Origin of the sequence: Bacillus sp. FSL L8-0167 (genome assembly GCF_038630295.1) — a bacterium.
Taxonomy (GTDB): domain Bacteria; phylum Bacillota; class Bacilli; order Bacillales; family Bacillaceae; genus Bacillus; species Bacillus safensis.
Map to the genome: position 1 here is coordinate 164,252 of NZ_CP152027.1, position 22,931 is coordinate 187,182.

Annotated in this window: 15 protein-coding genes, 7 tRNA genes and 3 rRNA genes; 18 read left to right on the forward strand and 7 right to left on the reverse strand. The window is 44.9% G+C overall.

The features are described from left to right. Positions 1–7: 7 nt before the first annotated feature. Positions 8–610, forward strand: a complete 603-nt coding sequence (locus MHB66_RS00955; protein ID WP_046314392.1) for a KinB-signaling pathway activation protein — start codon at positions 8–10, stop codon at positions 608–610. Here the strand turns inward: MHB66_RS00955 and pdaB are convergent. Then, complete coding sequence (gene pdaB / locus MHB66_RS00960) at positions 603–1,367, reverse strand: polysaccharide deacetylase family sporulation protein PdaB (RefSeq protein ID WP_024425619.1); 765 nt, start codon at positions 1,365–1,367, stop codon at positions 603–605. The two genes, MHB66_RS00955 and pdaB, sit on opposite strands and share 8 nt — an antisense overlap. A gap of 376 nt (positions 1,368–1,743) precedes the next feature. Between pdaB and MHB66_RS00965 the strand changes: the two genes are divergently transcribed. The 7 genes from MHB66_RS00965 (at position 1,744) to MHB66_RS00995 (ending at position 9,596) form a co-directional block, all read left to right on the forward strand. After that, positions 1,744–3,292: ribosomal RNA gene (locus tag MHB66_RS00965) — 16S ribosomal RNA — on the forward strand. 182 nt (positions 3,293–3,474) lie between these two features. Continuing rightward, a 23S ribosomal RNA gene (locus MHB66_RS00970) occupies positions 3,475–6,405 on the forward strand. A 61-nt stretch (positions 6,406–6,466) separates the two neighbouring features. Continuing rightward, positions 6,467–6,582: ribosomal RNA gene (rrf, locus tag MHB66_RS00975) — 5S ribosomal RNA — on the forward strand. The 16S, 23S and 5S rRNA genes sit together here with 2 tRNA genes alongside, the layout of an rRNA operon. A gap of 42 nt (positions 6,583–6,624) precedes the next feature. Continuing rightward, positions 6,625–6,699: transfer RNA gene (locus MHB66_RS00980), tRNA-Asn, on the forward strand. Position 6,700: 1 nt separating this feature from the next. Beyond that, positions 6,701–6,773, forward strand: a tRNA-Thr gene (locus MHB66_RS00985). A 355-nt stretch (positions 6,774–7,128) separates the two neighbouring features. Further along, positions 7,129–8,568, forward strand: a complete 1,440-nt coding sequence (locus MHB66_RS00990; RefSeq protein ID WP_046313577.1) for a SulP family inorganic anion transporter — start codon at positions 7,129–7,131, stop codon at positions 8,566–8,568. Positions 8,569–8,630: 62 nt separating this feature from the next. Then, positions 8,631–9,596, forward strand: a complete 966-nt coding sequence (locus MHB66_RS00995) for a bile acid:sodium symporter family protein (protein ID WP_046313579.1) — start codon at positions 8,631–8,633, stop codon at positions 9,594–9,596. 43 nt (positions 9,597–9,639) lie between these two features. Here MHB66_RS00995 and MHB66_RS01000 read toward each other — a convergent pair whose 3' ends face one another. The 6 genes from MHB66_RS01000 to murQ are packed head-to-tail and all read right to left on the reverse strand — an operon-like array spanning position 9,640 to position 17,369. Beyond that, positions 9,640–10,884 (reverse strand): DUF1343 domain-containing protein, encoded by a 1,245-nt coding sequence (locus MHB66_RS01000; RefSeq protein WP_046313582.1) that lies wholly within the window; start codon positions 10,882–10,884, stop codon positions 9,640–9,642. Positions 10,885–10,895: 11 nt separating this feature from the next. Next, entirely contained in the window at positions 10,896–12,815 is a 1,920-nt protein-coding gene (locus tag MHB66_RS01005) for a glycoside hydrolase family 3 protein (RefSeq protein ID WP_046313584.1), read from the reverse strand. Between the two features lie 13 nt (positions 12,816–12,828). After that, positions 12,829–14,184, reverse strand: a complete 1,356-nt coding sequence (gene pbp4b / locus MHB66_RS01010) for a penicillin binding protein PBP4B (RefSeq protein WP_046313586.1) — start codon at positions 14,182–14,184, stop codon at positions 12,829–12,831. 13 nt (positions 14,185–14,197) lie between these two features. Continuing rightward, entirely contained in the window at positions 14,198–15,577 is a 1,380-nt protein-coding gene (locus MHB66_RS01015; protein WP_025093531.1) for a PTS transporter subunit EIIC, read from the reverse strand. Continuing rightward, on the reverse strand, positions 15,574–16,443 hold the full coding sequence (locus tag MHB66_RS01020) for a MurR/RpiR family transcriptional regulator (protein WP_025093532.1): 870 nt from the start codon (positions 16,441–16,443) through the stop codon (positions 15,574–15,576). The genes MHB66_RS01015 and MHB66_RS01020 overlap by 4 nt, the downstream gene beginning before the upstream one ends. A 14-nt stretch (positions 16,444–16,457) precedes the next feature. Then, positions 16,458–17,369 (reverse strand): N-acetylmuramic acid 6-phosphate etherase, encoded by a 912-nt coding sequence (murQ, locus tag MHB66_RS01025; protein ID WP_024424451.1) that lies wholly within the window; start codon positions 17,367–17,369, stop codon positions 16,458–16,460. 220 nt (positions 17,370–17,589) lie between these two features. Between murQ and MHB66_RS01030 the strand changes: the two genes are divergently transcribed. From MHB66_RS01030 to MHB66_RS01075, 10 genes are all read left to right on the forward strand, one after another. Then, positions 17,590–17,664: transfer RNA gene (locus MHB66_RS01030), tRNA-Glu, on the forward strand. A 6-nt stretch (positions 17,665–17,670) separates the two neighbouring features. Then, positions 17,671–17,746, forward strand: a tRNA-Val gene (locus MHB66_RS01035). Positions 17,747–17,749: 3 nt separating this feature from the next. Continuing rightward, positions 17,750–17,822, forward strand: a tRNA-Thr gene (locus MHB66_RS01040). Positions 17,823–17,850: 28 nt separating this feature from the next. Beyond that, a tRNA-Tyr gene (locus tag MHB66_RS01045) sits at positions 17,851–17,935 on the forward strand. Positions 17,936–17,939: 4 nt separating this feature from the next. Continuing rightward, positions 17,940–18,011, forward strand: a tRNA-Gln gene (locus MHB66_RS01050). Between the two features lie 135 nt (positions 18,012–18,146). After that, positions 18,147–19,058 carry an arginase gene (rocF, locus tag MHB66_RS01055; protein WP_024424450.1) on the forward strand — a complete coding sequence of 304 codons (912 nt, stop codon included), beginning with the start codon at positions 18,147–18,149 and terminating at the stop codon, positions 19,056–19,058. Between the two features lie 184 nt (positions 19,059–19,242). Continuing rightward, positions 19,243–19,806, forward strand: coding sequence for an RNA polymerase sigma factor SigW (gene sigW, locus MHB66_RS01060; RefSeq protein WP_046313590.1), 564 nt, complete (start codon positions 19,243–19,245; stop codon positions 19,804–19,806). A 14-nt stretch (positions 19,807–19,820) separates the two neighbouring features. Further along, positions 19,821–20,447 carry an anti-sigma-W factor RsiW gene (rsiW, locus tag MHB66_RS01065; protein WP_024424448.1) on the forward strand — a complete coding sequence of 209 codons (627 nt, stop codon included), beginning with the start codon at positions 19,821–19,823 and terminating at the stop codon, positions 20,445–20,447. A 217-nt stretch (positions 20,448–20,664) separates the two neighbouring features. Next, positions 20,665–21,486 carry a diadenylate cyclase CdaA gene (gene cdaA / locus MHB66_RS01070; RefSeq protein ID WP_008344027.1) on the forward strand — a complete coding sequence of 274 codons (822 nt, stop codon included), beginning with the start codon at positions 20,665–20,667 and terminating at the stop codon, positions 21,484–21,486. Then, positions 21,479–22,906, forward strand: coding sequence for a YbbR-like domain-containing protein (locus tag MHB66_RS01075; protein WP_046313592.1), 1,428 nt, complete (start codon positions 21,479–21,481; stop codon positions 22,904–22,906). Before cdaA ends, MHB66_RS01075 begins: the two co-directional genes overlap by 8 nt. Positions 22,907–22,931 lie beyond the last annotated feature (25 nt).

Consider the following 22,931-nt stretch of genomic DNA (forward strand, 5'->3'; position numbering starts at 1 on the left):
CAATTCAATGAAAAGTCGGGATTTAGTTCGTTTTTTCTTCTCTGTGCTAGCTGTTGGAGCGGTCATTACAAGCGTGGTAGGCTTTGCGCTGGAGTGGGGGAAATACCAGAAGCTTTTTATATCGTTTGAAATTCTAGAGATCGCATCTGTGTTGTTTTGGTTCATTGGTGTAGGGATGATCTTTAGTGTCATTAGTCAGATGGGGTTTGTTGTCTTCTTGACGGTGCACCGGTTTGCGTTAGAGATTTTCCGGTCACATTCTTTATGGAATACCATTCAGCTGTTTCTTGTGATTTTTGTGCTGTTTGATTTAGCTTACTTGCGATTTTTGTTTTTCGGGGAGAATGTTTCATTTCTTCCATACTTGTGGCTGCCTGTTTTTATCGGTGTGTTTGCATTGATCGTGGCTTATTTTAAACAGCAGCAGTCCTCTAAGAAAACATTTATTTCCGCAATGTTTCTCATGGTCGTCATCACGTCGTTAGAATGGTTCCCGGCGCTCAGAGTCAATGAAGAGGACTGGCTGTATTTAATGCTGTTCCCGCTATTAGGCTGTAATGCGTTTCAGCTGTTAGCGATGCCGCGGTTTTCAAAAGCGAAAGCTACTTAACTTCTGATGACTTTGTTTTCGTGTTGGAGATCAGTTCGCCAACCGTCACATTTTTTAAATGCTTTTCTTTTATTTGTTTCAAAATAGCTGGTAAGGCTTGAGCGGTTTGGGTTGCTGAATCTGAGGCGTGAAGGAGAACAATGTCTCCGCTTTTCATTCGATCATTTACATTTTGAACAATTTGGTCGACACCCGGATTCAGCCAATCCTGTGAATTGATGCTGTAATGAACAACGGTATAACCGTACTGTGTGGCAATTTTCAGTGCTGTTTCGTTAAACTGTCCAGTTGGCGGTCTTAATAGTTGAATGTCATCTAGTCCAAGCTTTTGAAATGTATTTTGTGCACGGACAAGATCTTGCTTGATTTCACTATCTTCAAGCTGGCTATAATTTTTATAAGCATAGCCGAGGCTTCCAATTTGATGGCCGTCCTCCCTAATTTGTTTCACGATATCAGGATGACGCTCAGCCCAAGAAGCAGACAGAAAGAAAGTGGCGTTCTTTATACCGTACTCTCGAAGGACATTTAAAATAGGAACAGCCTTCTCATCCCCCCAGCCAATATTAAAAGTTAGAGAGACATGTTTTGATGAAGTCTCTCCTTTATAAATGGCCCGGGGTCCATGTTCAGTTTTAAATACCGACAGCGGCGGTGCCTTTTGTACATAAAAAAAGGTTGCAGCTGCAAGGGCTGCTACAAGAATAATGACAACTTGCTTCAGCCGTTTAATAGGCAACACATATAATCGACTCAATTCAAACACTCCTGCCTTGTCCAAGATTGTTACTTGATTGTATGCAGGACAAGGGTTTAAGATGCTTAATAAAACTATTTCAAAAAAAGTTTCGAAAAGGCGTTGACCGATAGAACGTTTTCGTGATATATTATTAATCGTCGCTGACACACAGTGACAAACACAAAACGCTTCGGGAAATAAACTTGAAAAAAGTTGTTGACATAAGATGAAGCGAAATGTTATATTATTAAAGCCGCTAAGAACGGCGGAGATGATCTTTGAAAACTAAACAAGACAAAACGTACCTGTTAATTCGAGTTTTTATAAAAAAATCCTATGAAACTTCATAGGTAGTCAGTCAAACTGGCGAAAAGCAAAACTTCGGTTTTGTACTTTTTCGGAGAGTTTGATCCTGGCTCAGGACGAACGCTGGCGGCGTGCCTAATACATGCAAGTCGAGCGGACAGAAGGGAGCTTGCTCCCGGATGTTAGCGGCGGACGGGTGAGTAACACGTGGGTAACCTGCCTGTAAGACTGGGATAACTCCGGGAAACCGGAGCTAATACCGGATAGTTCCTTGAACCGCATGGTTCAAGGATGAAAGACGGTTTCGGCTGTCACTTACAGATGGACCCGCGGCGCATTAGCTAGTTGGTGGGGTAATGGCTCACCAAGGCGACGATGCGTAGCCGACCTGAGAGGGTGATCGGCCACACTGGGACTGAGACACGGCCCAGACTCCTACGGGAGGCAGCAGTAGGGAATCTTCCGCAATGGACGAAAGTCTGACGGAGCAACGCCGCGTGAGTGATGAAGGTTTTCGGATCGTAAAGCTCTGTTGTTAGGGAAGAACAAGTGCGAGAGTAACTGCTCGCACCTTGACGGTACCTAACCAGAAAGCCACGGCTAACTACGTGCCAGCAGCCGCGGTAATACGTAGGTGGCAAGCGTTGTCCGGAATTATTGGGCGTAAAGGGCTCGCAGGCGGTTTCTTAAGTCTGATGTGAAAGCCCCCGGCTCAACCGGGGAGGGTCATTGGAAACTGGGAAACTTGAGTGCAGAAGAGGAGAGTGGAATTCCACGTGTAGCGGTGAAATGCGTAGAGATGTGGAGGAACACCAGTGGCGAAGGCGACTCTCTGGTCTGTAACTGACGCTGAGGAGCGAAAGCGTGGGGAGCGAACAGGATTAGATACCCTGGTAGTCCACGCCGTAAACGATGAGTGCTAAGTGTTAGGGGGTTTCCGCCCCTTAGTGCTGCAGCTAACGCATTAAGCACTCCGCCTGGGGAGTACGGTCGCAAGACTGAAACTCAAAGGAATTGACGGGGGCCCGCACAAGCGGTGGAGCATGTGGTTTAATTCGAAGCAACGCGAAGAACCTTACCAGGTCTTGACATCCTCTGACAACCCTAGAGATAGGGCTTTCCCTTCGGGGACAGAGTGACAGGTGGTGCATGGTTGTCGTCAGCTCGTGTCGTGAGATGTTGGGTTAAGTCCCGCAACGAGCGCAACCCTTGATCTTAGTTGCCAGCATTCAGTTGGGCACTCTAAGGTGACTGCCGGTGACAAACCGGAGGAAGGTGGGGATGACGTCAAATCATCATGCCCCTTATGACCTGGGCTACACACGTGCTACAATGGACAGAACAAAGGGCTGCAAGACCGCAAGGTTTAGCCAATCCCATAAATCTGTTCTCAGTTCGGATCGCAGTCTGCAACTCGACTGCGTGAAGCTGGAATCGCTAGTAATCGCGGATCAGCATGCCGCGGTGAATACGTTCCCGGGCCTTGTACACACCGCCCGTCACACCACGAGAGTTTGCAACACCCGAAGTCGGTGAGGTAACCTTTATGGAGCCAGCCGCCGAAGGTGGGGCAGATGATTGGGGTGAAGTCGTAACAAGGTAGCCGTATCGGAAGGTGCGGCTGGATCACCTCCTTTCTAAGGATATATGGAGCAGCGTACGTTTTCGTCTTGTTTAGTTTTGAAGGATCATTCCTTCAAAACATGTCTCTAGCGAGACAGGATTGTTCTTTGAAAACTAGATAACAATAAGTAATACATTCACATTGAATGCAATGCAAAGTTCATCACACATAGTGATTCTTTCTAAAGTAAGAAATGGTTAAGTTAGAAAGGGCGCACGGTGGATGCCTTGGCACTAGGAGCCGATGAAGGACGGGACGAACACCGATATGCTTCGGGGAGCTGTAAGCAAGCTTTGATCCGGAGATTTCCGAATGGGGAAACCCACTGCTCGTAATGGAGTAGTATCCATACTTGAATACATAGAGTATGAGAAGGCATACCCGGGGAACTGAAACATCTAAGTACCCGGAGGAAGAGAAAGCAAATGCGATTCCCTGAGTAGCGGCGAGCGAAACGGGAACAGCCCAAACCAAGAGGCTTGCCTCTTGGGGTTGTAGGACACTCTATACGGAGTTACAAAGGAATGATATAAGCGAAGAGGTCTGGAAAGGCCCGCCAAAGAAGGTAACAGCCCTGTAACTGAAATGTCGTTCTCTCCAGAGTGGATCCTGAGTACGGCGGAACACGTGAAATTCCGTCGGAATCCGGGAGGACCATCTCCCAAGGCTAAATACTCCCTAGTGACCGATAGTGAACCAGTACCGTGAGGGAAAGGTGAAAAGCACCCCGGAAGGGGAGTGAAATAGATCCTGAAACCGTGTGCCTACAAGTAGTCAGAGCCCGTTAACGGGTGATGGCGTGCCTTTTGTAGAATGAACCGGCGAGTTACGATCCCGTGCAAGGTTAAGCAGAAGATGCGGAGCCGCAGCGAAAGCGAGTCTGAATAGGGCGCATGAGTACGTGGTCGTAGACCCGAAACCAGGTGATCTACCCATGTCCAGGGTGAAGTTCAGGTAACACTGAATGGAGGCCCGAACCCACGCACGTTGAAAAGTGCGGGGATGAGGTGTGGGTAGGGGTGAAATGCCAATCGAACCTGGAGATAGCTGGTTCTCTCCGAAATAGCTTTAGGGCTAGCCTCAAGGTAAGAGTCTCGGAGGTAGAGCACTGATTGGACTAGGGGCCCCTACCGGGTTACCGAATTCAGTCAAACTCCGAATGCCGATGACTTATCCTTGGGAGTCAGACTGCGAGTGATAAGATCCGTAGTCGAAAGGGAAACAGCCCAGACCGCCAGCTAAGGTCCCAAAGTATACGTTAAGTGGAAAAGGATGTGGAGTTGCTTAGACAACCAGGATGTTGGCTTAGAAGCAGCCACCATTTAAAGAGTGCGTAATAGCTCACTGGTCGAGTGACTCTGCGCCGAAAATGTACCGGGGCTAAACGTATCACCGAAGCTGCGGACTGTTCTTACGAACAGTGGTAGGAGAGCGTTCTAAGGGCTGTGAAGCCAGACCGGAAGGACTGGTGGAGCGCTTAGAAGTGAGAATGCCGGTATGAGTAGCGAAAGACGGGTGAGAATCCCGTCCACCGAATGCCTAAGGTTTCCTGAGGAAGGCTCGTCCGCTCAGGGTTAGTCGGGACCTAAGCCGAGGCCGAAAGGCGTAGGCGATGGACAACAGGTTGATATTCCTGTACCACCTCCTCACCATTTGAGCAATGGGGGGACGCAGGAGGATAGGGTAAGCGCGGTATTGGATATCCGCGTCCAAGCAGTTAGGCTGGGAAATAGGCAAATCCGTTTCCCGTAAAGGCTGAGCTGTGATGGCGAGCGAAATTTAGTAGCGAAGTTCCTGATTCCACACTGCCAAGAAAAGCCTCTAGCGAGGTGAGAGGTGCCCGTACCGCAAACCGACACAGGTAGGCGAGGAGAGAATCCTAAGGTGATCGAGAGAACTCTCGTTAAGGAACTCGGCAAAATGACCCCGTAACTTCGGGAGAAGGGGTGCTTCTTAGGGTGTTAAAGCCCCGAGAAGCCGCAGTGAATAGGCCCAGGCGACTGTTTAGCAAAAACACAGGTCTCTGCGAAGCCGTAAGGCGAAGTATAGGGGCTGACGCCTGCCCGGTGCTGGAAGGTTAAGAGGAGCGCTTAGCGTAAGCGAAGGTGCGAATTGAAGCCCCAGTAAACGGCGGCCGTAACTATAACGGTCCTAAGGTAGCGAAATTCCTTGTCGGGTAAGTTCCGACCCGCACGAAAGGCGCAACGATCTGGGCACTGTCTCAACGAGAGACTCGGTGAAATTATAGTACCTGTGAAGATGCAGGTTACCCGCGACAGGACGGAAAGACCCCGTGGAGCTTTACTGCAGCCTGATATTGAATGTTGGTACAGCTTGTACAGGATAGGTAGGAGCCTTGGAAACCGGAGCGCTAGCTTCGGTGGAGGCATCGGTGGGATACTACCCTGGCTGTATTGACCTTCTAACCCGCTGCCCTTATCGGGCAGGGAGACAGTGTCAGGTGGGCAGTTTGACTGGGGCGGTCGCCTCCTAAAATGTAACGGAGGCGCCCAAAGGTTCCCTCAGAATGGTTGGAAATCATTCGCAGAGTGTAAAGGCACAAGGGAGCTTGACTGCGAGACCTACAAGTCGAGCAGGGACGAAAGTCGGGCTTAGTGATCCGGTGGTTCCGCATGGAAGGGCCATCGCTCAACGGATAAAAGCTACCCCGGGGATAACAGGCTTATCTCCCCCAAGAGTCCACATCGACGGGGAGGTTTGGCACCTCGATGTCGGCTCATCGCATCCTGGGGCTGTAGTCGGTCCCAAGGGTTGGGCTGTTCGCCCATTAAAGCGGTACGCGAGCTGGGTTCAGAACGTCGTGAGACAGTTCGGTCCCTATCCGTCGCGGGCGCAGGAAATTTGAGAGGAGCTGTCCTTAGTACGAGAGGACCGGGATGGACGCACCGCTGGTGTACCAGTTGTTCTGCCAAGGGCATCGCTGGGTAGCTATGTGCGGACGGGATAAGTGCTGAAAGCATCTAAGCATGAAGCCCCCCTCAAGATGAGATTTCCCATTCCGCAAGGAAGTAAGATCCCTGAAAGATGATCAGGTTGATAGGTCTGAGGTGGAAGCGTGGTGACACGTGGAGCTGACAGATACTAATAGATCGAGGACTTAACCTATATTCTAATGTGAAGCATGAACATTGTTATCTAGTTTTGAGAGAACATTCTCTCCATCAGGTTTGGTGGCGATAGCGAAGAGGTCACACCCGTTCCCATACCGAACACGGAAGTTAAGCTCTTCAGCGCCGATGGTAGTTGGGGGTTTCCCCCTGTGAGAGTAGGACGCCGCCAAGCTTTTTGTTTATATCCTTCCAATGGAAGAAGTTACTTTATCATTCCGCAGTAGCTCAGTGGTAGAGCTATCGGCTGTTAACCGATCGGTCGTAGGTTCGAGTCCTACCTGCGGAGCCATGCTTCCATAGCTCAGTAGGTAGAGCACTTCCATGGTAAGGAAGAGGTCAGCGGTTCGAGCCCGCTTGGAAGCTTTCCTCTATATGTTGATATGACAAGGTTTCTCGATGATGAGAAGGCTTTTTTTGTTTGTTTACATATATATTAAATTGCTCGATGATCAATAGACTGATGACTTTAGGAAAGCGAATAAAACGGCTTGCACAGCATTGTTGCATCGCTTTTTTACTTATCTCCTTCTTTTTGTTCTTGATTCTTCAGTCTCTTTCTTTTATTCTTACTAAAGTGCTATCCTCTATATCAAAAGACTCTGTACGTTCCTCTTTTCCCCCGAAAGTGAAGTATCGTTTGTTTTTCCTTTCTTCATCTCCAGGTATAGTTGATCTTCTTTTTCCATGTACGGAATGTATATAAAAAGGAGTAGATGGTTTGAAAGATTTATTTGTAAAGCAAGAATGGTTTGGACATGTACGTCAGGACGTTCTTGCGGGTATATTAGTCGCACTGGCTTTAATTCCTGAAGCTATTGCGTTTTCGATTATTGCGGGCGTTGATCCGAAAGTCGGGTTGTATGCATCGTTTTGTATTGCGATTGTGATTTCGTTTGTTGGTGGACGCCCAGGCATGATTTCGGCTGCAACAGGGGCTATGGCTCTCGTCATGGTTCACTTGGTTGCTGATCATGGGTTGCAATATTTGTTTGCAGCTACGATTTTGACGGGTTTGATTCAAATTGTGTTCGGATTGTGCCGAGTATCTCGTTTGATGAAATTTATTCCGAGGTCCGTCATGGTTGGCTTTGTCAATGCGTTGGCTATTATGATCTTCATGGCTCAGCTTCCACATTTCGTTGGGGAATCATTAGCCATGTATATGATGACAGGTGGTGCCCTGCTGATCATTTATTTATTGCCTATGGTGATAAAGGTGATACCTTCCCCACTCATTGCCATTATTGTAATGACGATATTGGCTGTATTTGGACATATTGATGTTAGAACAGTTGGAGATATGGGAGAGCTTCCTAGTTCTTTGCCTGTTTTTCTGATTCCTCAAGTTCCGTTTAGCTGGGAAACACTTGCTATCATTTTTCCTTATTCTTTAGCACTTGCGATGGTTGGTTTACTTGAGTCTCTTTTAACCGCACAGATTGTCGATGAGATGACAGAGACGTCTAGTAATAAGAACAAGGAAGCGAGAGGTCAAGGGATTGCCAATGTGGTTGCGGGATTCTTTGGCGGTATGGCTGGTTGTGCAATGATTGGCCAATCTGTGATTAATACGAAGGCAGGAGGACGAGGCCGGCTTTCTACCTTTGTAGCGGGTGCTTTTTTAATGGTGCTGATTTTTGTACTAGGTGATGTCGTGGTTCAAATTCCGATGGCTGCTCTTGTGGCTGTGATGTTCATGGTTTCCATTGGCACATTTGATTGGAGTTCTTTTCAGCAGCTAAAAAAGAATCCGAAAACAGATTCTATTGTGATGGTTGTCACGGTCGTGACGGTGGTGTTGACTCATGATTTATCAAAAGGCGTTTTTGCAGGTGTACTGCTTAGTGCGGTATTCTTTGTCGCAAAGATATCGAAGCTTCATATTACGTCTAAAGAAAGCCAGGCAGGTACTTGGGAATATCGAGTTAAAGGACAAATTTTCTTTGCTTCTGTCACTGACTTGATCCAAGCTTTCCATCAGGGGAAAGAACTCCAATCTGTTGTGATTGATTTGTCTGAAGCACGTATATGGGATGAATCAGGTGTATCAGCGATAGAACGTATAAAGGAAAGGTATCAAGCAAATGGCGTCCAGGTGGACGTAGTTGGAATGGATACATCAAGTCAAAAGCTTATGAAACAGGTGAGTGGTTCTTAAAAAGGCCTTTCTGTCTGTTACAATAGAAAAGGTTAGAAAGTGAAGGGATGGAGGTGGCCGGCATGCTTGTGCGTTTGAATCAAGTACTCGGCCGGATGATGCCGCTCATTACACCTTTTAGTGTGTTACTCGGTGTTTTATTGGCGGCCTATTTAAAGGATTTTACGTTTTTAGTGCCATGGGTATTTGCTGTTATGACCTTTGCAGGGAGTTTGTCTTCTACTTTTTCGGCTTTAAAGCATACAGTGATGCACCCATTGCCTTTGATTTTATCGTTTATGATTTTGCACGTGTTGATGCCTCTTTATGCTTGGTCAGCGGGACATCTCATATTTGCGGGTGATGCTATGACGATCACCGGTTTGACACTTGCAATGGTGATTCCCACAGGAGTTTCTAGTTTAATATGGGCGGCAATGTATAAGGGGAATGTTGGGTTAACATTATCCATTATTTTAATTGATACATTGCTTTCGCCATTGATTGTGCCAGCCAGTTTGTCACTTTTGGCCGGTACACAGGTTCATATGGACATGGTCGCGATCATGAAAGGGCTGTTTGGGATGGTGGTGCTTCCATCTATTTTAGGGATGCTCGTTCGTCAATATGCAAAGCCTGCTGTGACAAAAATGATTAGTCAGACACTGTCACCTTTTTCAAAAATAGGCTTGTTTGTAGTGGTGTCGATTAACAGTTCTGTTGTTGCGCCATACTTGCGTGAACTGGATGCCGCATTTTTTAGCAAGGCAGCGACTGTGTTTCTCATTGCGATGAGCGGATATGCGTTTGCATGGTTGATTGGAAAGACGATGAAATGTACTCAAGGAGAGATTGTGGCTATCGTGTATACAGGCGGTATGAGGAACATTAGTGCGGGGGCTGTGCTTGCCATTAGCTTTTTCCCGCCTGCTGTCGCTGTTCCTGTGGTGATTGGCATGCTGTTTCAGCAAGTGCTTGCTGCCTTGTTTGGTTTCTTACTCAATCGTTTTGAGCTGAAAGCACCTGCTGTGAACAAATCTTTCTCATGAAAAAACCTCCATCCTTTGATAGATGGAGGTTTTTTCTGTGATCTTAATAGATGAGATATTTTTTTCGTTTCTTTTCGAATGTTTTGAGGTCGTGATGATAGCGTTTCATCATATGTTTGACGGAAGTTCCTTTATTGATTTCTTCTTTCATCCAGCCATTCCCGATGAGTTTGTCAAAGCTGCCTGTTTGAAGGAACTCAAAGTCATTAGGGTATAAATCATGTATTGCTTTGATGATGGATAACCCCGTTTTCACCGCTTCGAAGGATGAGCGGTCTGTGACGTATAACTGCACACCATGAGATAGTGTACCGGCATGTTTAGAAAATGTGGGGGTGAATGACACAGGTCTAAATTGAACGCCTTTTAGTTTTAGCTGATTTAAATGATCTGCCAGCTCGCTGCTATTGATATATGGTGCACCAATGAGCTCGAATGGTTTTGTCGTTCCTCTGCCTTCAGAGACATTTGTGCCTTCAATTAATCCTGTGGCAGGATATACAAAGGTACTATCCACTGTTGGCATGTTAGGAGAAGGAAGGACGAACGGCAGCTTTGTATCATCGAATGTCATGGACCGCTTCCAATTTTTCATTTTGATGACTGTTACATCAGCATTGATATGAAACTCTTTGTTAAACAGTTTTGCAAGCTCACCAGTAGTCATTCCATGTCTTAATGGGATGGGATAGAGCCCTACAAATGAGGCGTGTTCAGGCTCTAAAACAGGTCCTTCTACTTTTAGTCCGCCAATGGGATTTGGGCGGTCTAGGACAACAAAGGGAATGTTGTTTTCTTTAGCGGCTTCCATCGCATAGGCCATCGTGTAAATATAGGTGTAATAACGAGTACCAACGTCTTGAATATCAAACAGCAGGACATCTACATTTTTCAGCATTTCAGGAGTTGGTTTTCTTGTTTTTCCATAAAGAGAGTAAACAGGAAGCCCTGTTTTTTCATCGGTATAGGATTCGACGCCTTCTCCTGCTTGTGCATCGCCGCGTACGCCGTGTTCAGGTCCATATAAAGCAGTGAGCTTGATATTTGGATGTTCAAATAGGAGATCGACACTGCTTTTCATATTTGCATCGATGCCAGTCGGGTTTGTAATGAGACCAACTCTTTTCCCTTTTAGCCATGAAAGATTGCTTGAGAGTAGTGTTTCGATCCCTGTTTTGACTGATGCTTTTTTCCCTTTTGTGACTGTTCGTTCTTCTGCGGGAGAGGCAGCGGTCATTGTGCTCATCATGAGAAAGCTTGCGAGTATGAAACTGACTGTTTTCTTCAAGAGAATCCCTCCTATTTGATCTGTTTCCCTTTCAAGTTGAGGCCATAGCCGAATGGGTAAAGGGTTTGATTTGGATGAGTGACAGATGGGATATCAACTGGCAGTTTCCCTTTAGGTGATGCAGCTCCAAATATCACTTCTAGTCCAGCAGGAATATTTGGCTGATTGAATTGTCCGTTTGAGTAGCCTTTAAAACCGTACACAGCTAGTAAGGCATCGGCTTCTTCAAAATTTGCCGCATCATAAGGATTTCTAAGACTCATGATGACCATTTTTTTGTTTTGTGCTGCTGCTTCTTTCATGACAGCACGAGGAAAGGCGGTTGCCCATTTTTTCGGATCCTGGACATTGTCATCAATTACGCCATCATTCACTGCTGGATCATTTTGGACAACGTAAGAGCCAGTGATGACATAGTCAGCTTCTTGAATCAGTTTGGCTGTATCTTTGGTGAACGTTTTATCCGCAAAAGCATATGACTGGATGCTTACAGGCTTGATCTTTTTTTGTTTCATGAGAGATTCGACTGTGACAGACATTGCTTTTGTCTGATCTTCGTAAGGTGCCATGACCACGATTTTGTCATTCTTTTTAGGCTTGAAAGGTAAGGTTTTTTTGTTGTTTTTAAGCAGGGTGATCCCTTCACGTGCCATTTTTTGTTCTGCTTTAAGGTGCGACTTTTTCCCAACGACTTGAGTGGCTTTTTTGATTTTTTTCTCAAGATTGATTGGTTTTTTGGAGGAAATAATGCCGCGTTTGATTTTCAATTGAAGAATTTTTTCGACAGATTCGTTGATCTGCGACATCGGAATCTCTTTCTTTAAAATCGCTTGTTTGACAGCATTGAATACATTCTCTAGGTTTTTCTCTGTTTTTAATGAGGTGACTGGTGCTGGCATGAGAGCGATGTCGACGCCTGCTTTAATGGCCATCACGACGGCTTCTTCCTGTCCGAAATTATCTGCAATCGCTTTCATATTTAGAGCGTCTGTCACAACAACACCTTGAAAGCCCATCTCTTCTTTTAATAAGTGTGTGATGACTTTTTTTGATAAGGTTGCTGGAACCATGATGTCCTCGCCATCTTTTTTGCTTCGATACGTTGTGTCATCAATGGCAGGAAATTGCACATGAGCGGTCATGACCATATCTGCACCAGCATTGATCGCTTGTTGGAACGGATACAGCTCAACCTTTTTTAAACGATCTAGGTCATGCTCTACGAGCGGCAAGCCGTAGTGACTATCGACGGCTGTATCACCATGTCCCGGGAAATGTTTTAGTGTGGAAATGGTCTTTTCCTTTTGAAGTCCTTTCATGGTTTGAAGGCCAAGTCTAGAGACAAGAGCAGGATCAGAGCTAAAGGAACGGACACCAATGACGGGGTTGTTTGGGTTATTATTCACATCAAGCACAGGAGAGAAGTTTGTATTGATGCCTAAGGCGTTTAATTCTTTTCCGATGATTTTTCCTGTGTCATATGCATTTTTTTTGCTTCTAGAGGCACCAATCGACATATTTCCTGGGAAATGTGTTCCCTTTTGTAACCTTGTGACGATTCCGCCTTCTTGATCAATGGAAATGAGTAAAGGAATGTTTGGTGATGCTTTTTGAAATTCATGGGTTAGTTTCACGGTTTGTTTTGTATCAACGACATTCTCGGCAAATAAGATGACACCGCCTAGATGATATTTTTCTACTAGGTGAGATACTTCGTTATTCATCTTTGTGAAGCCTGTAGGTGCGGATTCATCTTTTGTTTGCCAATTGCGAAAGTCCGGCATGAGCATTTGACCTATCTTTTCATCCAGTGACATGTCTTGAACCATTTGTTTAGCGGTTGGCAGAGAGGCAGAGCTAACCTTTTCCGTTGGAATGGAAGAGGTTAGCAGGGCTAAAACCAGTGCAGCGGGGAAGAGAGCTTTCAACATCGAATTCCTCCTTTTACTGAAAAGATTCGTAGATTGCGGTCATGATGCTTCCATAAGTACCAGTTGGGAACAGGTCACCTTCAAATTGATTAGGATTTGTTTCTGGTGAAACAACGGGTGAATGTTTCTTATTCGTCAGCAACACGACACCTAAATTGTGTTTAGGATCAATCAACGTCATGGTGCCGGTCCAGCCAGTATGCCCATAGGCTTCGTTACTTGCATATTTTCCAAACATCCATTCCATGTCAGTATGACCGTTTTTTCGCCAGCCTAGCCCGTAAGTTGGGTTCGTATCAGATGAGGCTGTAAAGAGATCGATAGAAGCCTGATCAAAGATGGTTGTTTTTCCATAGCCTCCTTTATTAAGCATCAGCTGAAGCAGCACGGCCATATCTGAGGTATTCGAGAAAAGTCCAGCGTGGCCGGAGATACCTGCCATTGAGTAATATGCTTTCTCGTCGTGTACTTCACCTAGCAGGGTGTAACGTCGGATGTTTTCAAAATCGATCACACCGTCTCGTGAATTGCCTAAACGTTCAGTTGCTGCAAAATGCTTCGGCTTGAACCCTTTTTGCAGTGGATTGAACATTGTATGTTTGAGACCTAGCGGCCGATAAATCGTTGACTCGACATATTGATCAAGAGGCATGCCTGTTTTCTTTTCGATGATCATGCCTAGCAGCATGTAATCAATGTCACTATAAATGTGCTGGGTACCTGGCTTGTATTGCAGCGGTACCTTTGGCAGCCATTTCATCGTTGTTTTTCTGTCTTGAGAATAAAAAGAGCCAGCTGATTCTTTGCTATAAAATAAGACACTGGAAGGGAGACCCGCAGAATGGGTGAGAAGATCTTTTACCCGAAGCTGGTCTTTACCGGTTACCTTTGCATCAGGTTCATCCTGAAAATCTGGAAGGATGGTCTGTATTTTTTCGTTGACATCAAGTTTTTTCTCGTAGACAAGCTTTTGCAGGGCATAGTTGGTCGCATACATTTTTGTATTGGATGCCAAATCGAATAGTGTATCTTTTTTCATTTTTTTATACGATTTGAGTTCTGTTGTGCCATCATATTTTTGCCGGTAGCCATAGGCTTTTTGATGGACGATCTTTCCGTCCTTGATAATGATGAGAGCGGCTCCTGGAAATCCTGCTTTGATGTCATTTTGAATCATTTGATCAACCTTCCTCAGCTGCCTGGAAGAAACACCTACTTGTTCCGGTCGTTTTGATTTTTTTAAGACGGGAGATTCTTCAGGAGCTGTTTTAGACAAAGACGATACAGGATGGGAGCTAGTTGCAAATGTTTGTACTGGTAACCCAAGGAGCATGAGCAGACATGTGATCAAAAGAAAACATTTCTTCAAGGTCTAGACCTCCTTATTGATTGTGATCCTCGAATTCAACAGCCATATCATCATGAAACCCAAATAAGTATGTGAAGAAAAATCCAGCAACATATGCGATGAATAGTCCAATTAAGTAAAGAAGCATTTGATGTGTGTGAACAATAAAGGTTAATGGAAGACCGGATACCCCGATGGCTTTCGTCGCAATTTGGAAGTAGGCTTGAAATGCGCCGCCGATTCCTGCACCAAGACAAGCGGTGAGAAATGGTCGTCCCAGCGGGAGTGTGACACCAAAAATGAGTGGTTCGCCAATGCCCAGCATCCCTGAAGGAAGTCCGCCAGCAATGGCTCTTTTGAGCTTTTTCTTTTTTGTTTTCATATAAATGGCGAATGCAGCGCCTACCTGTCCTGCACCGCCCATAGCGAGAATTGGCAGAAGCGGGTCATCTCCAATTGAATTGATGAGTTCCATATGAATCGGTGTCAGCCCTTGGTGAAGTCCTGTTACAACAAGTGGGAGGAAGGTAGCACCAAGAACAAATCCTGCGAAAATTCCGCCCATATTCAATAGATAAGTCAGTCCTGAGGTGATGGCATCAGATATAAATCCGCCGACTGGCATGAAGACAACGTACGTGAAAATGCCTGTAATGAGTAGTGTGATGGTTGGTGTGACGATGATATCAAGTGATTGCGGGATGAAGCGTCTAATTCGGGTTTCCACAAGTGCCATAAAGATGGCGGCTAGAAGAACACCGATGAGTCCGCCTCTGCCTGGTAGAATATTTGTGCCAAATAACATAATGTCTGCGGAGGCTGGGTTAATAATGAGGATACCAGCTAATGCGCCTAATGCAGGAGAGCCTCCAAATTCCTTTGCGGCATTTGTTCCGACTAATATCCCGAGATAAGCGAAAAGTCCAGAACCGATAACCGTTAAAATAATCGCCGCTTGAGATTTTTCGTCAAGCCAGCCTGCTTGCACGATTGCTTTTGTAATTCCGGTAATCAGACCTGAGGCAACTAGTGCCGGAATAATTGGAATGAAAATGCTGGCAATCCGCCGTAAGAACAGCTTGAACGGTGTACGGTTCTTTTGTGAAATGGCTTGCTTGTTTTTTTGTGCTTCGTTGTTTAAATCATAAGAGCCAGAGGCATTTAGCAGCTCTTCAAACGCACTGGATACTTGGTTGACAACGCCAGTGCCTAAAATGATTTGAAGCGTTTCTGCTTCGACGACGCCAATGACGCCATCGAGTTCTTTGATTGCTGTGACGTGAACTTTTTCATTGTCCATCGGTGTAATTCGGAGCCTTGTCATACAATGTGTATGGGAAGAGATATTTTCAGAACCACCACAGAGTGAAAGAATGTCTTTCGCCAACTGCTGATATTTCTTTTGATGACTCATGTTGAATCCCCCTTTGATTTTCGTTTCATGGAGCGGATGGCATGTCTTGTTTTGTCAATATATTGGGCTGTCTCTTCATATTGACGAGAAGCTAAACTGAGGAACAAGACATCAATTAAGTAGAGCTGTGCCATTCTAGAGGAAGTGGCAGCACTGCGAAAAGGTGCTTCATTGGAACCGGACGTCGATAGGTGAACATCACATAAAGCAGAAACGCTTGTATGACCTGGATGTGTTAAAGCAATGGTTTTCACTTGATTGTCTTTTGCGAGCTGAAGGGCTTGAATGATGTCTAACGTTTCTCCTGAAAAGGAGATCCCAAACACAATGTCATTCTCACCCGCATTTGCAATGACCGTAGATGCAATGTGCATGTCAGTGAAGGCTGTTGCTGCATAGTTAATTCTGAGAAATTTCTGCTGGGCATCAGCTGCGACGATGCCAGATGCACCAACACCGATAAAATGAATTTGGTTTGCATGCAGCAGTAATTGAACAGCCTTTTCTAAAGCATCTGCATTTAAAATAGAAGCGGTGTCCTTAATCGATTGAATCGAGTTTCCTGCTGTTTTTTGAATAATGGATTGAAGCGGTTCATCTTGTTCGATATCTCTGTAGCCTTGTTTATCGTCATGCATCAAGTCTCCAGCGATCCGCATTTTTAAATCTTGATAGCCATCCAGCCCGAGAGATTTACAAAGGCGGATGACTGCAGAGCTGCTTGCGCCGGCTGCCTGACTAATTTCATGTACTGTGCTTTTAATGACTTTGTCAGGATGGGCAAGGATATAGTCTGCAATGATTTTTTCAGATTGGGGAAGCTTTGATTTGATTGTGTGTAGTAGGGTAAGTCCACCTGCTGACATGAGCTCTGCCTCCTTTAGGATTGATAACGTGAGATCGCTTTGTCAATATGGCCATTCGTTTTGTTGAGTAAATCTTTGGCTGTTTTCTTATCTGTATTTGTTTGGAGCATGACGATGGCCGTTTTGACTTCTAAGTCTGCTGCTTCAAGAGTCTTCACGGCTTGTTCGTAGGAAGCATTTGTCACATGTTGAATGATGGTGATGGCGCGTTCTTTTAATTTATGATTGCTGACTTTTACATCAACCATCAGGTTTTCATATACTTTGCCTTGTCTGATCATGACTGAGGTGGAAAGCATATTTAAAATCATTTTATGAGCGGATGCTGCTTTCATTCTTGTTGACCCAGTGATGGCTTCTGGTCCTACAATAACCTCAATGGCGCAATCTGCAAGCTCGCTAATTTCTGCTTGTTCATTGCAGCTGAGTGCTACTGTTTTAGCTCCAATTGACTTTGCGTAGTTTAAAGCGCCGATGATATAAGGTGTCCTGCCGCTTGCGGCAATACCGACGACTGTATCTTTTGATGTCAGGTGGATGTGTACTAAATCCTGTTTGCCGGCATCTTCACTGTCTTCCACGTCTTCGGCAGCTTGAGAAAAAGCTGAGTCTCCGCCTGCCATGATGCCAACAATGACATCAGGTGAGACGCTATAGGTTGGCGGACATTCGACAGCATCCATTACGCCAATTCTGCCGCTTGTTCCGGCGCCTAAATAAACGAGTCGGCCTCCATTTGAGATGGATTCATAAGCAAAGTCACTTGCTGTTTTGACATGTGGAAGTACAAGGTTGACTGCTTGAGCGACCTTCATATCTTCTTCATTGATCATCTGGAGTATTTCAAGCGGATCTGCTTGAGAAATTCCCATTGTGTTTGGGTTTCTTGATTCTGTTGTCAAAGAACGCAGTTGAGATGGCTGCATGTGACATACCTCCTTATTTCTTCATTTTCAGTATATTGAGTATGATATGAAATTTCAATATTATATTTGAATATTGAAATTATATTTCAGTCAGATTGTTGAACGAATAGGGAGTAAATAGTTAGAAAATAAAAAAAATAAAAATCCCCTTTACAAAAGGGGGACAACCTGTATATAATAACTTTTGTCAGCTTCACGGAAACAACAAACTTGACAAACTGGCCCGTTGGTCAAGCGGTTAAGACACCGCCCTTTCACGGCGGTAACACGGGTTCGAATCCCGTACGGGTCACCATGATGTGGAGGATTAGCTCAGCTGGGAGAGCATCTGCCTTACAAGCAGAGGGTCGGCGGTTCGAGCCCGTCATCCTCCACCATATGCCGGTGTAGCTCAACTGGTAGAGCAACTGACTTGTAATCAGTAGGTTGGGGGTTCAAGTCCTCTTGCCGGCACTGTTTTTTCTTTATCAATTCCATATGTGGAGGGGTAGCGAAGTGGCTAAACGCGGCGGACTGTAAATCCGCTCCCTCCGGGTTCGGCGGTTCGAATCCGTCCCCCTCCACCATTTTTGGGCTATAGCCAAGCGGTAAGGCAACGGACTTTGACTCCGTCATGCGTTGGTTCGAATCCAGCTAGCCCAGTTAAGACACCTTTTTGAAAAAGGTGTCTTTTTTATGTTGGCAGAGGGACTGTATAACTATTCAAAATGTTGTCGAGTTGAGTCAGAAGGCATCAAGAAAGTAAAATATAAGCATGAACGGAAAGGGGATGTACATATGGGAGAGCAAAAGAAGGTCACGATTATTGGAGTTCCAATGGACTTGGGTCAAACGAGAAGGGGCGTCGATATGGGCCCGAGTGCGATTCGTTGTGCAGGCGTAAAAGAAAAATTGGAAACGCTCTCATTTGATGTAGAGGATCTTGGAGATATTCCAGTTGAACAAAGAGATGATGAGAAAGGTTTATATACAAGTGAAAAGCTGAAAAATTTGACGGAGAATGCTGGGGCAAATCAGCTGCTTGCTGAGAAGGTTGACAGTATTGTGCAATCTGGTTCGTTTCCGCTCATTTTAGGCGGTGATCACAGCATTGCGATTGGCACACTTGCTGGGGTAGCCAAGCATTATGAAAACTTAGGGGTCATTTGGTATGATGCACACGGGGATTTGAATACGGAGGAAACCTCTCCTTCTGGAAATATTCATGGCATGCCGCTTGCTGTCAGTCTCGGTTTTGGGCATGCTGATTTAACGAACATTGGCGGTTATTCGCCTAAATTGAAGCCTGAAAATGTCGTTATAATTGGTGCTCGATCTTTAGATGAAGGAGAGCGGGCATTGATTCGAGAGAAAGGCATTAAAGTGTATACGATGCATGAAATTGATCGTTTAGGGATGACAAGGGTGATGGAGGAAGCGATTGCGTATCTAAAGGAGAGAACCGATGGTGTCCATCTGTCGCTTGATTTAGATGGATTAGATCCAGCGGAATGCCCTGGTGTAGGTACTCCGGTAGCAGGCGGCATTAGTTACCGGGAGAGTCATCTCGCAATGGAGCTTTTAGAGGAGGCGGGTATTTTAACGTCTGCTGAATTTGTTGAAGTAAACCCGGTTTTAGATGAGAAAAACAAAACCGCAGAAGCGGCAGTTGCGTTAATTGGTTCATTAATGGGTGAAAAGCTATTGTAGAGCGGGACTTGTTCCCGTTCTTTTTTTGTTTTGGGAAAATTTAAGGATATGTTAAGGTTTTTACCGGTTGATAAGCGTAACACACTGTCAAAAATTTGTTACACTATTTTTTAGAGGAGAATGAAACCTTTTGGAAAGAGGTTCGTATACATAAAGACCGGTGAAGGCAGAGGTTGAATATACTATGGACACAATGATTAAAAAGAGAATTAAGCAAGTGAAAAAAGGCGACCAGAACGCATTTGCAGACATCGTAGACCTGTATAAAGACAAAATTTATCAGCTGTGCTACCGTATGCTTGGGAATGCACATGAAGCGGAGGATATTGCGCAGGAGGCGTTTATTCGTGCTTATGTGAATATCGAAAGCTTTGATGTGAATCGCAAGTTTTCCACGTGGCTGTACCGCATTGCAACCAACCTGACCATCGACCGTATTCGCAAAAAAAAGCCGGATTATTATTTAGATGCAGAGGTGGCAGGAACAGAAGGATTAAATATGTATTCTCAAATTGCTGCTGATGGCATTTTGCCAGAGGATGAGGTGATGTCTCTTGAATTATCGAGTACCATTCAGCAAAAAATTTTAAGATTACCCGACAAATATCGTTCGGTCATCGTATTAAAGTATATTGATGAACTCTCGTTAAAAGAAATTAGTGAGATTCTGAATATACCAGTTGGTACGGTGAAAACGAGAATACACAGGGGTAGAGAGGCTCTCCGGAAACAGTTGAGAGACCTTTGAGTGAGGTGATTTTGATGAGCTGTCAGGATAGAATCGTCCAGCTTATGCATCAGTATTTAGACGGGGACATTGAGCCCCAAGACGAAAAAGAATTAAAAAGCCATCTGCAATCGTGTGAGGAGTGCCGTACTCATTTTCAACAAATTGAGAAATCCATCGCGCTAGTGCAGAGTACATCTCATATAGAAGCACCATCTGATTTCACTGCAAAGGTGATGGCAGGTCTTCCAAAGGAGAAAAAGCGTGTGTCGGTTCAAAGATGGATCAAAGCTCACCCGCTGATGGTAGCCGCTGCCCTCTTTCTCATTTTAATGGGAGGCAGTCTGTTTACGAGCTGGAATACCGATCATAATTTCAGTGTGTCAAAGCAGCCGAATCTCGTCGTTGAAAATGATACAGTGACCGTACCTAAAGGGGAAACCGTAAAGGGTGATGTCACTGTCAAAAATGGCAAGCTGATTGTAGAAGGCAAGGTTGATGGAAATGTCACCGTCGTCAATGGGGAACAGTTGACTGCTTCTGCCGGACAAGTCACTGGTCAAATTAATGAAATTAATGAAGTATTTGATTGGATCTGGTACAAAATGAAATCAACAGCACAAAACGTAATGCGGGTCATTGGGCCAGAGGAGCAAAAGTAACTCAATCGGCTTAAAGAGCAGTCTCTAAGGGGGCTGCTCTTTTTCTATACATTGGTGGGATTCACGCATACTAGCAACTCAGCCAGATATGGCAACTATTTTCCTTGCTGAAACAAAATGTGGTATAATAGCCACGCTATGTATTGATACATAGGCTCTTTTTTTATTAAAAAATGCATCAAACGAAGAATAACTGAAAATTCTGGAGGACGAGGAAATGGCTTTAGGGGATATTCCTTTTTTGCAGTACCTCGGTAATGCTGTTGATATTCTCGTTGTTTGGTATGTGATATATAAATTAATGATGGTCATCCGCGGAACAAAAGCGGTTCAGCTTTTAAAGGGAATTGTGGTCATTGTTCTCGTCAGGATGGGAAGTGCGTATCTCGGTCTTAACACACTTCAATGGCTAATGGATCAAGCGATTACGTGGGGATTCCTTGCGATCATTATTATTTTTCAGCCAGAGCTAAGGAGAGCGCTTGAGCAGCTTGGGCGCGGCCGTTTCTTCTCAAGAAGCGGGACACCTGTAGAGGAACAGCAGCAGAAAACGATCGAGGCAATTACAAAAGCAATTAACTATATGGCGAAACGCAGAATCGGCGCACTGCTGACAATTGAGCGCGATACCGGAATGAATGATTACATAGAGACAGGAATTCCTTTGAATGCAAAGGTGAGTTCAGAGCTGCTCATTAATATTTTCATTCCGAATACACCGCTTCATGACGGTGCTGTCATTATGAAGCGGGATGAGATTGCAGCTGCAGCTTGCTATTTACCGCTGTCAGAAAGCCCTTTTATCTCTAAGGAGCTGGGGACGCGTCATAGGGCTGCAGTCGGAATTAGTGAAGTGACAGACAGCTTAACTGTCATCGTTTCTGAGGAAACTGGCGGTATTTCTGTCGCAAGGAATGGTGATCTCCACCGAGAATTGACAGAAGAAGCGCTTGAAGAAATGCTGATTGCTGAATTTAGTAAGAACAGCAAAGATGCTTCCTCGACCAAATGGTATTGGAGGGGCAAGAAAAATGGATAAGATTTTGAATAATCGCTGGGCCGTTAAGCTTCTTGCATTGGTCTTCGCTTTATTGCTGTATGGTGCAGTCAATTCAGCGCAAGCGCCCACGCCGAAAAAAATCGGTGAATCCTTTTTCCCAACATCGACGACAGATGAAGCAACTTTAACCGACATTCCTGTTAAAGCGTATTATGATGACGAGAAGTACGTCGTCACTGGTGTGCCGCAGACAGTCAATGTCACGATTAAAGGATCAACTAGTGCTGTGAAAACAGCAAGACAAACAAAGAATTTTGAAATTTACGCAGACATGCAGAACTTATCGACAGGTACACATAAAGTGGAGCTGAAGGCAAGAGATGTATCGAAGGGACTCACACTATCGATTAATCCATCTGTGACGACTGTGACGATACAAGAAAAAACGACAGCTGAATTTCCTGTTGAAACCGAGTTTTATAATCAAAATAAAATCAAAGACGGCTATTCACCTGAACAGCCCATTGTGAATCCGAAAAAGGTCACAGTTACTGGATCAAAGGACGTCATCGACAAAATTTCTGTCATTAAAGCTTTTGTAAACTTAGAAGATGTCGATCAGCAAATTGAAAAAGAAGCGAAGCTCACTGTGTATGATAGCAGCGGGAATGAGCTGCCAGTTGAAGTAAGTCCGTCCGTGGTGGATATTACGGTCCCAATCTCTAGTCCAAGCAAAAAGGTCCCTTTTAAAATTGAGCGGACGGGCAGCTTGCCAGAAGGGATCAGCATCTCAAGCATTGAGACAAGCCCGAGTGAGGTCACAGTGTACGGCTCTCAAAAGGTGCTGGATGCCCTTGATTTTATTGATGGCGTCAAGCTGGACTTAAGCAAGATCAAAGATGATACGGAGATTGATGCCGATATTCCCCTGCCAGATGGTGTGAAAAAGGTATCACCCGAAACTGTTAAGATCAAAGTGAAGGTTGCAACAGCTGAAGAAAAAAAGATCGATAATGTACCGATTTCTGTCGTGGGTTTGAGCAAGGATCTCACATCTGATTTTGTGAGCCCCTCTTCTGGACGGCTCACGTTAACAGCAAAGGGATCAAAGAGTGCGATTGATAAACTAAAGGCTTCAGATGTTGAAGCCTATATCAATGCAGGGGACTTGAACGAAGGAACCCATGAGGTCAAAGTTCAAGTGAATGGTCCTCAAAATGTGACTTGGACATTATCGAGATCAAAGGTCAAAGTGAAACTCACTTCTACTGAAACAGAGGATCAGCCGGCTTCGACGAATGATCGGAAGAATCAAAAAGATCAACAAGATCCATCAACTGATGACGATGATCAGGGTGAGAAGAGTAAAGAAGAATCCACGCAAGATAAAGCAAAGAAAGAATCGAGTCAAAGACAGCGGGTCAAAGAAGATAAAAAAGAGGACGAAGCGTCCTCTTGAATGGTAAAAAAGGAGCGATTGAAAC

Bases quoted from the DNA above. Each gene is read 5' to 3' on its own strand.
- MHB66_RS01075 (WP_046313592.1), top strand. From the start codon at position 21,479: ATGGATAAGATTTTGAATAATCGCTGGGCCGTTAAGCTTCTTGCATTG.
- MHB66_RS01005 (WP_046313584.1), bottom strand. From the start codon at position 12,815: ATGTTGAAAGCTCTCTTCCCCGCTGCACTGGTTTTAGCCCTGCTAACC.
- rsiW (WP_024424448.1), top strand. From the start codon at position 19,821: ATGAGCTGTCAGGATAGAATCGTCCAGCTTATGCATCAGTATTTAGAC.
- murQ (WP_024424451.1), bottom strand. From the start codon at position 17,369: ATGCAGCCATCTCAACTGCGTTCTTTGACAACAGAATCAAGAAACCCA.
- MHB66_RS00955 (WP_046314392.1), top strand. From the start codon at position 8: ATGAAAAGTCGGGATTTAGTTCGTTTTTTCTTCTCTGTGCTAGCTGTT.
- rocF (WP_024424450.1), top strand. From the start codon at position 18,147: ATGGGAGAGCAAAAGAAGGTCACGATTATTGGAGTTCCAATGGACTTG.
- sigW (WP_046313590.1), top strand. From the start codon at position 19,243: ATGGACACAATGATTAAAAAGAGAATTAAGCAAGTGAAAAAAGGCGAC.
- cdaA (WP_008344027.1), top strand. From the start codon at position 20,665: ATGGCTTTAGGGGATATTCCTTTTTTGCAGTACCTCGGTAATGCTGTT.
- MHB66_RS01020 (WP_025093532.1), bottom strand. From the start codon at position 16,443: ATGTCAGCAGGTGGACTTACCCTACTACACACAATCAAATCAAAGCTT.
- MHB66_RS01015 (WP_025093531.1), bottom strand. From the start codon at position 15,577: ATGAGTCATCAAAAGAAATATCAGCAGTTGGCGAAAGACATTCTTTCA.
- MHB66_RS00995 (WP_046313579.1), top strand. From the start codon at position 8,631: ATGCTTGTGCGTTTGAATCAAGTACTCGGCCGGATGATGCCGCTCATT.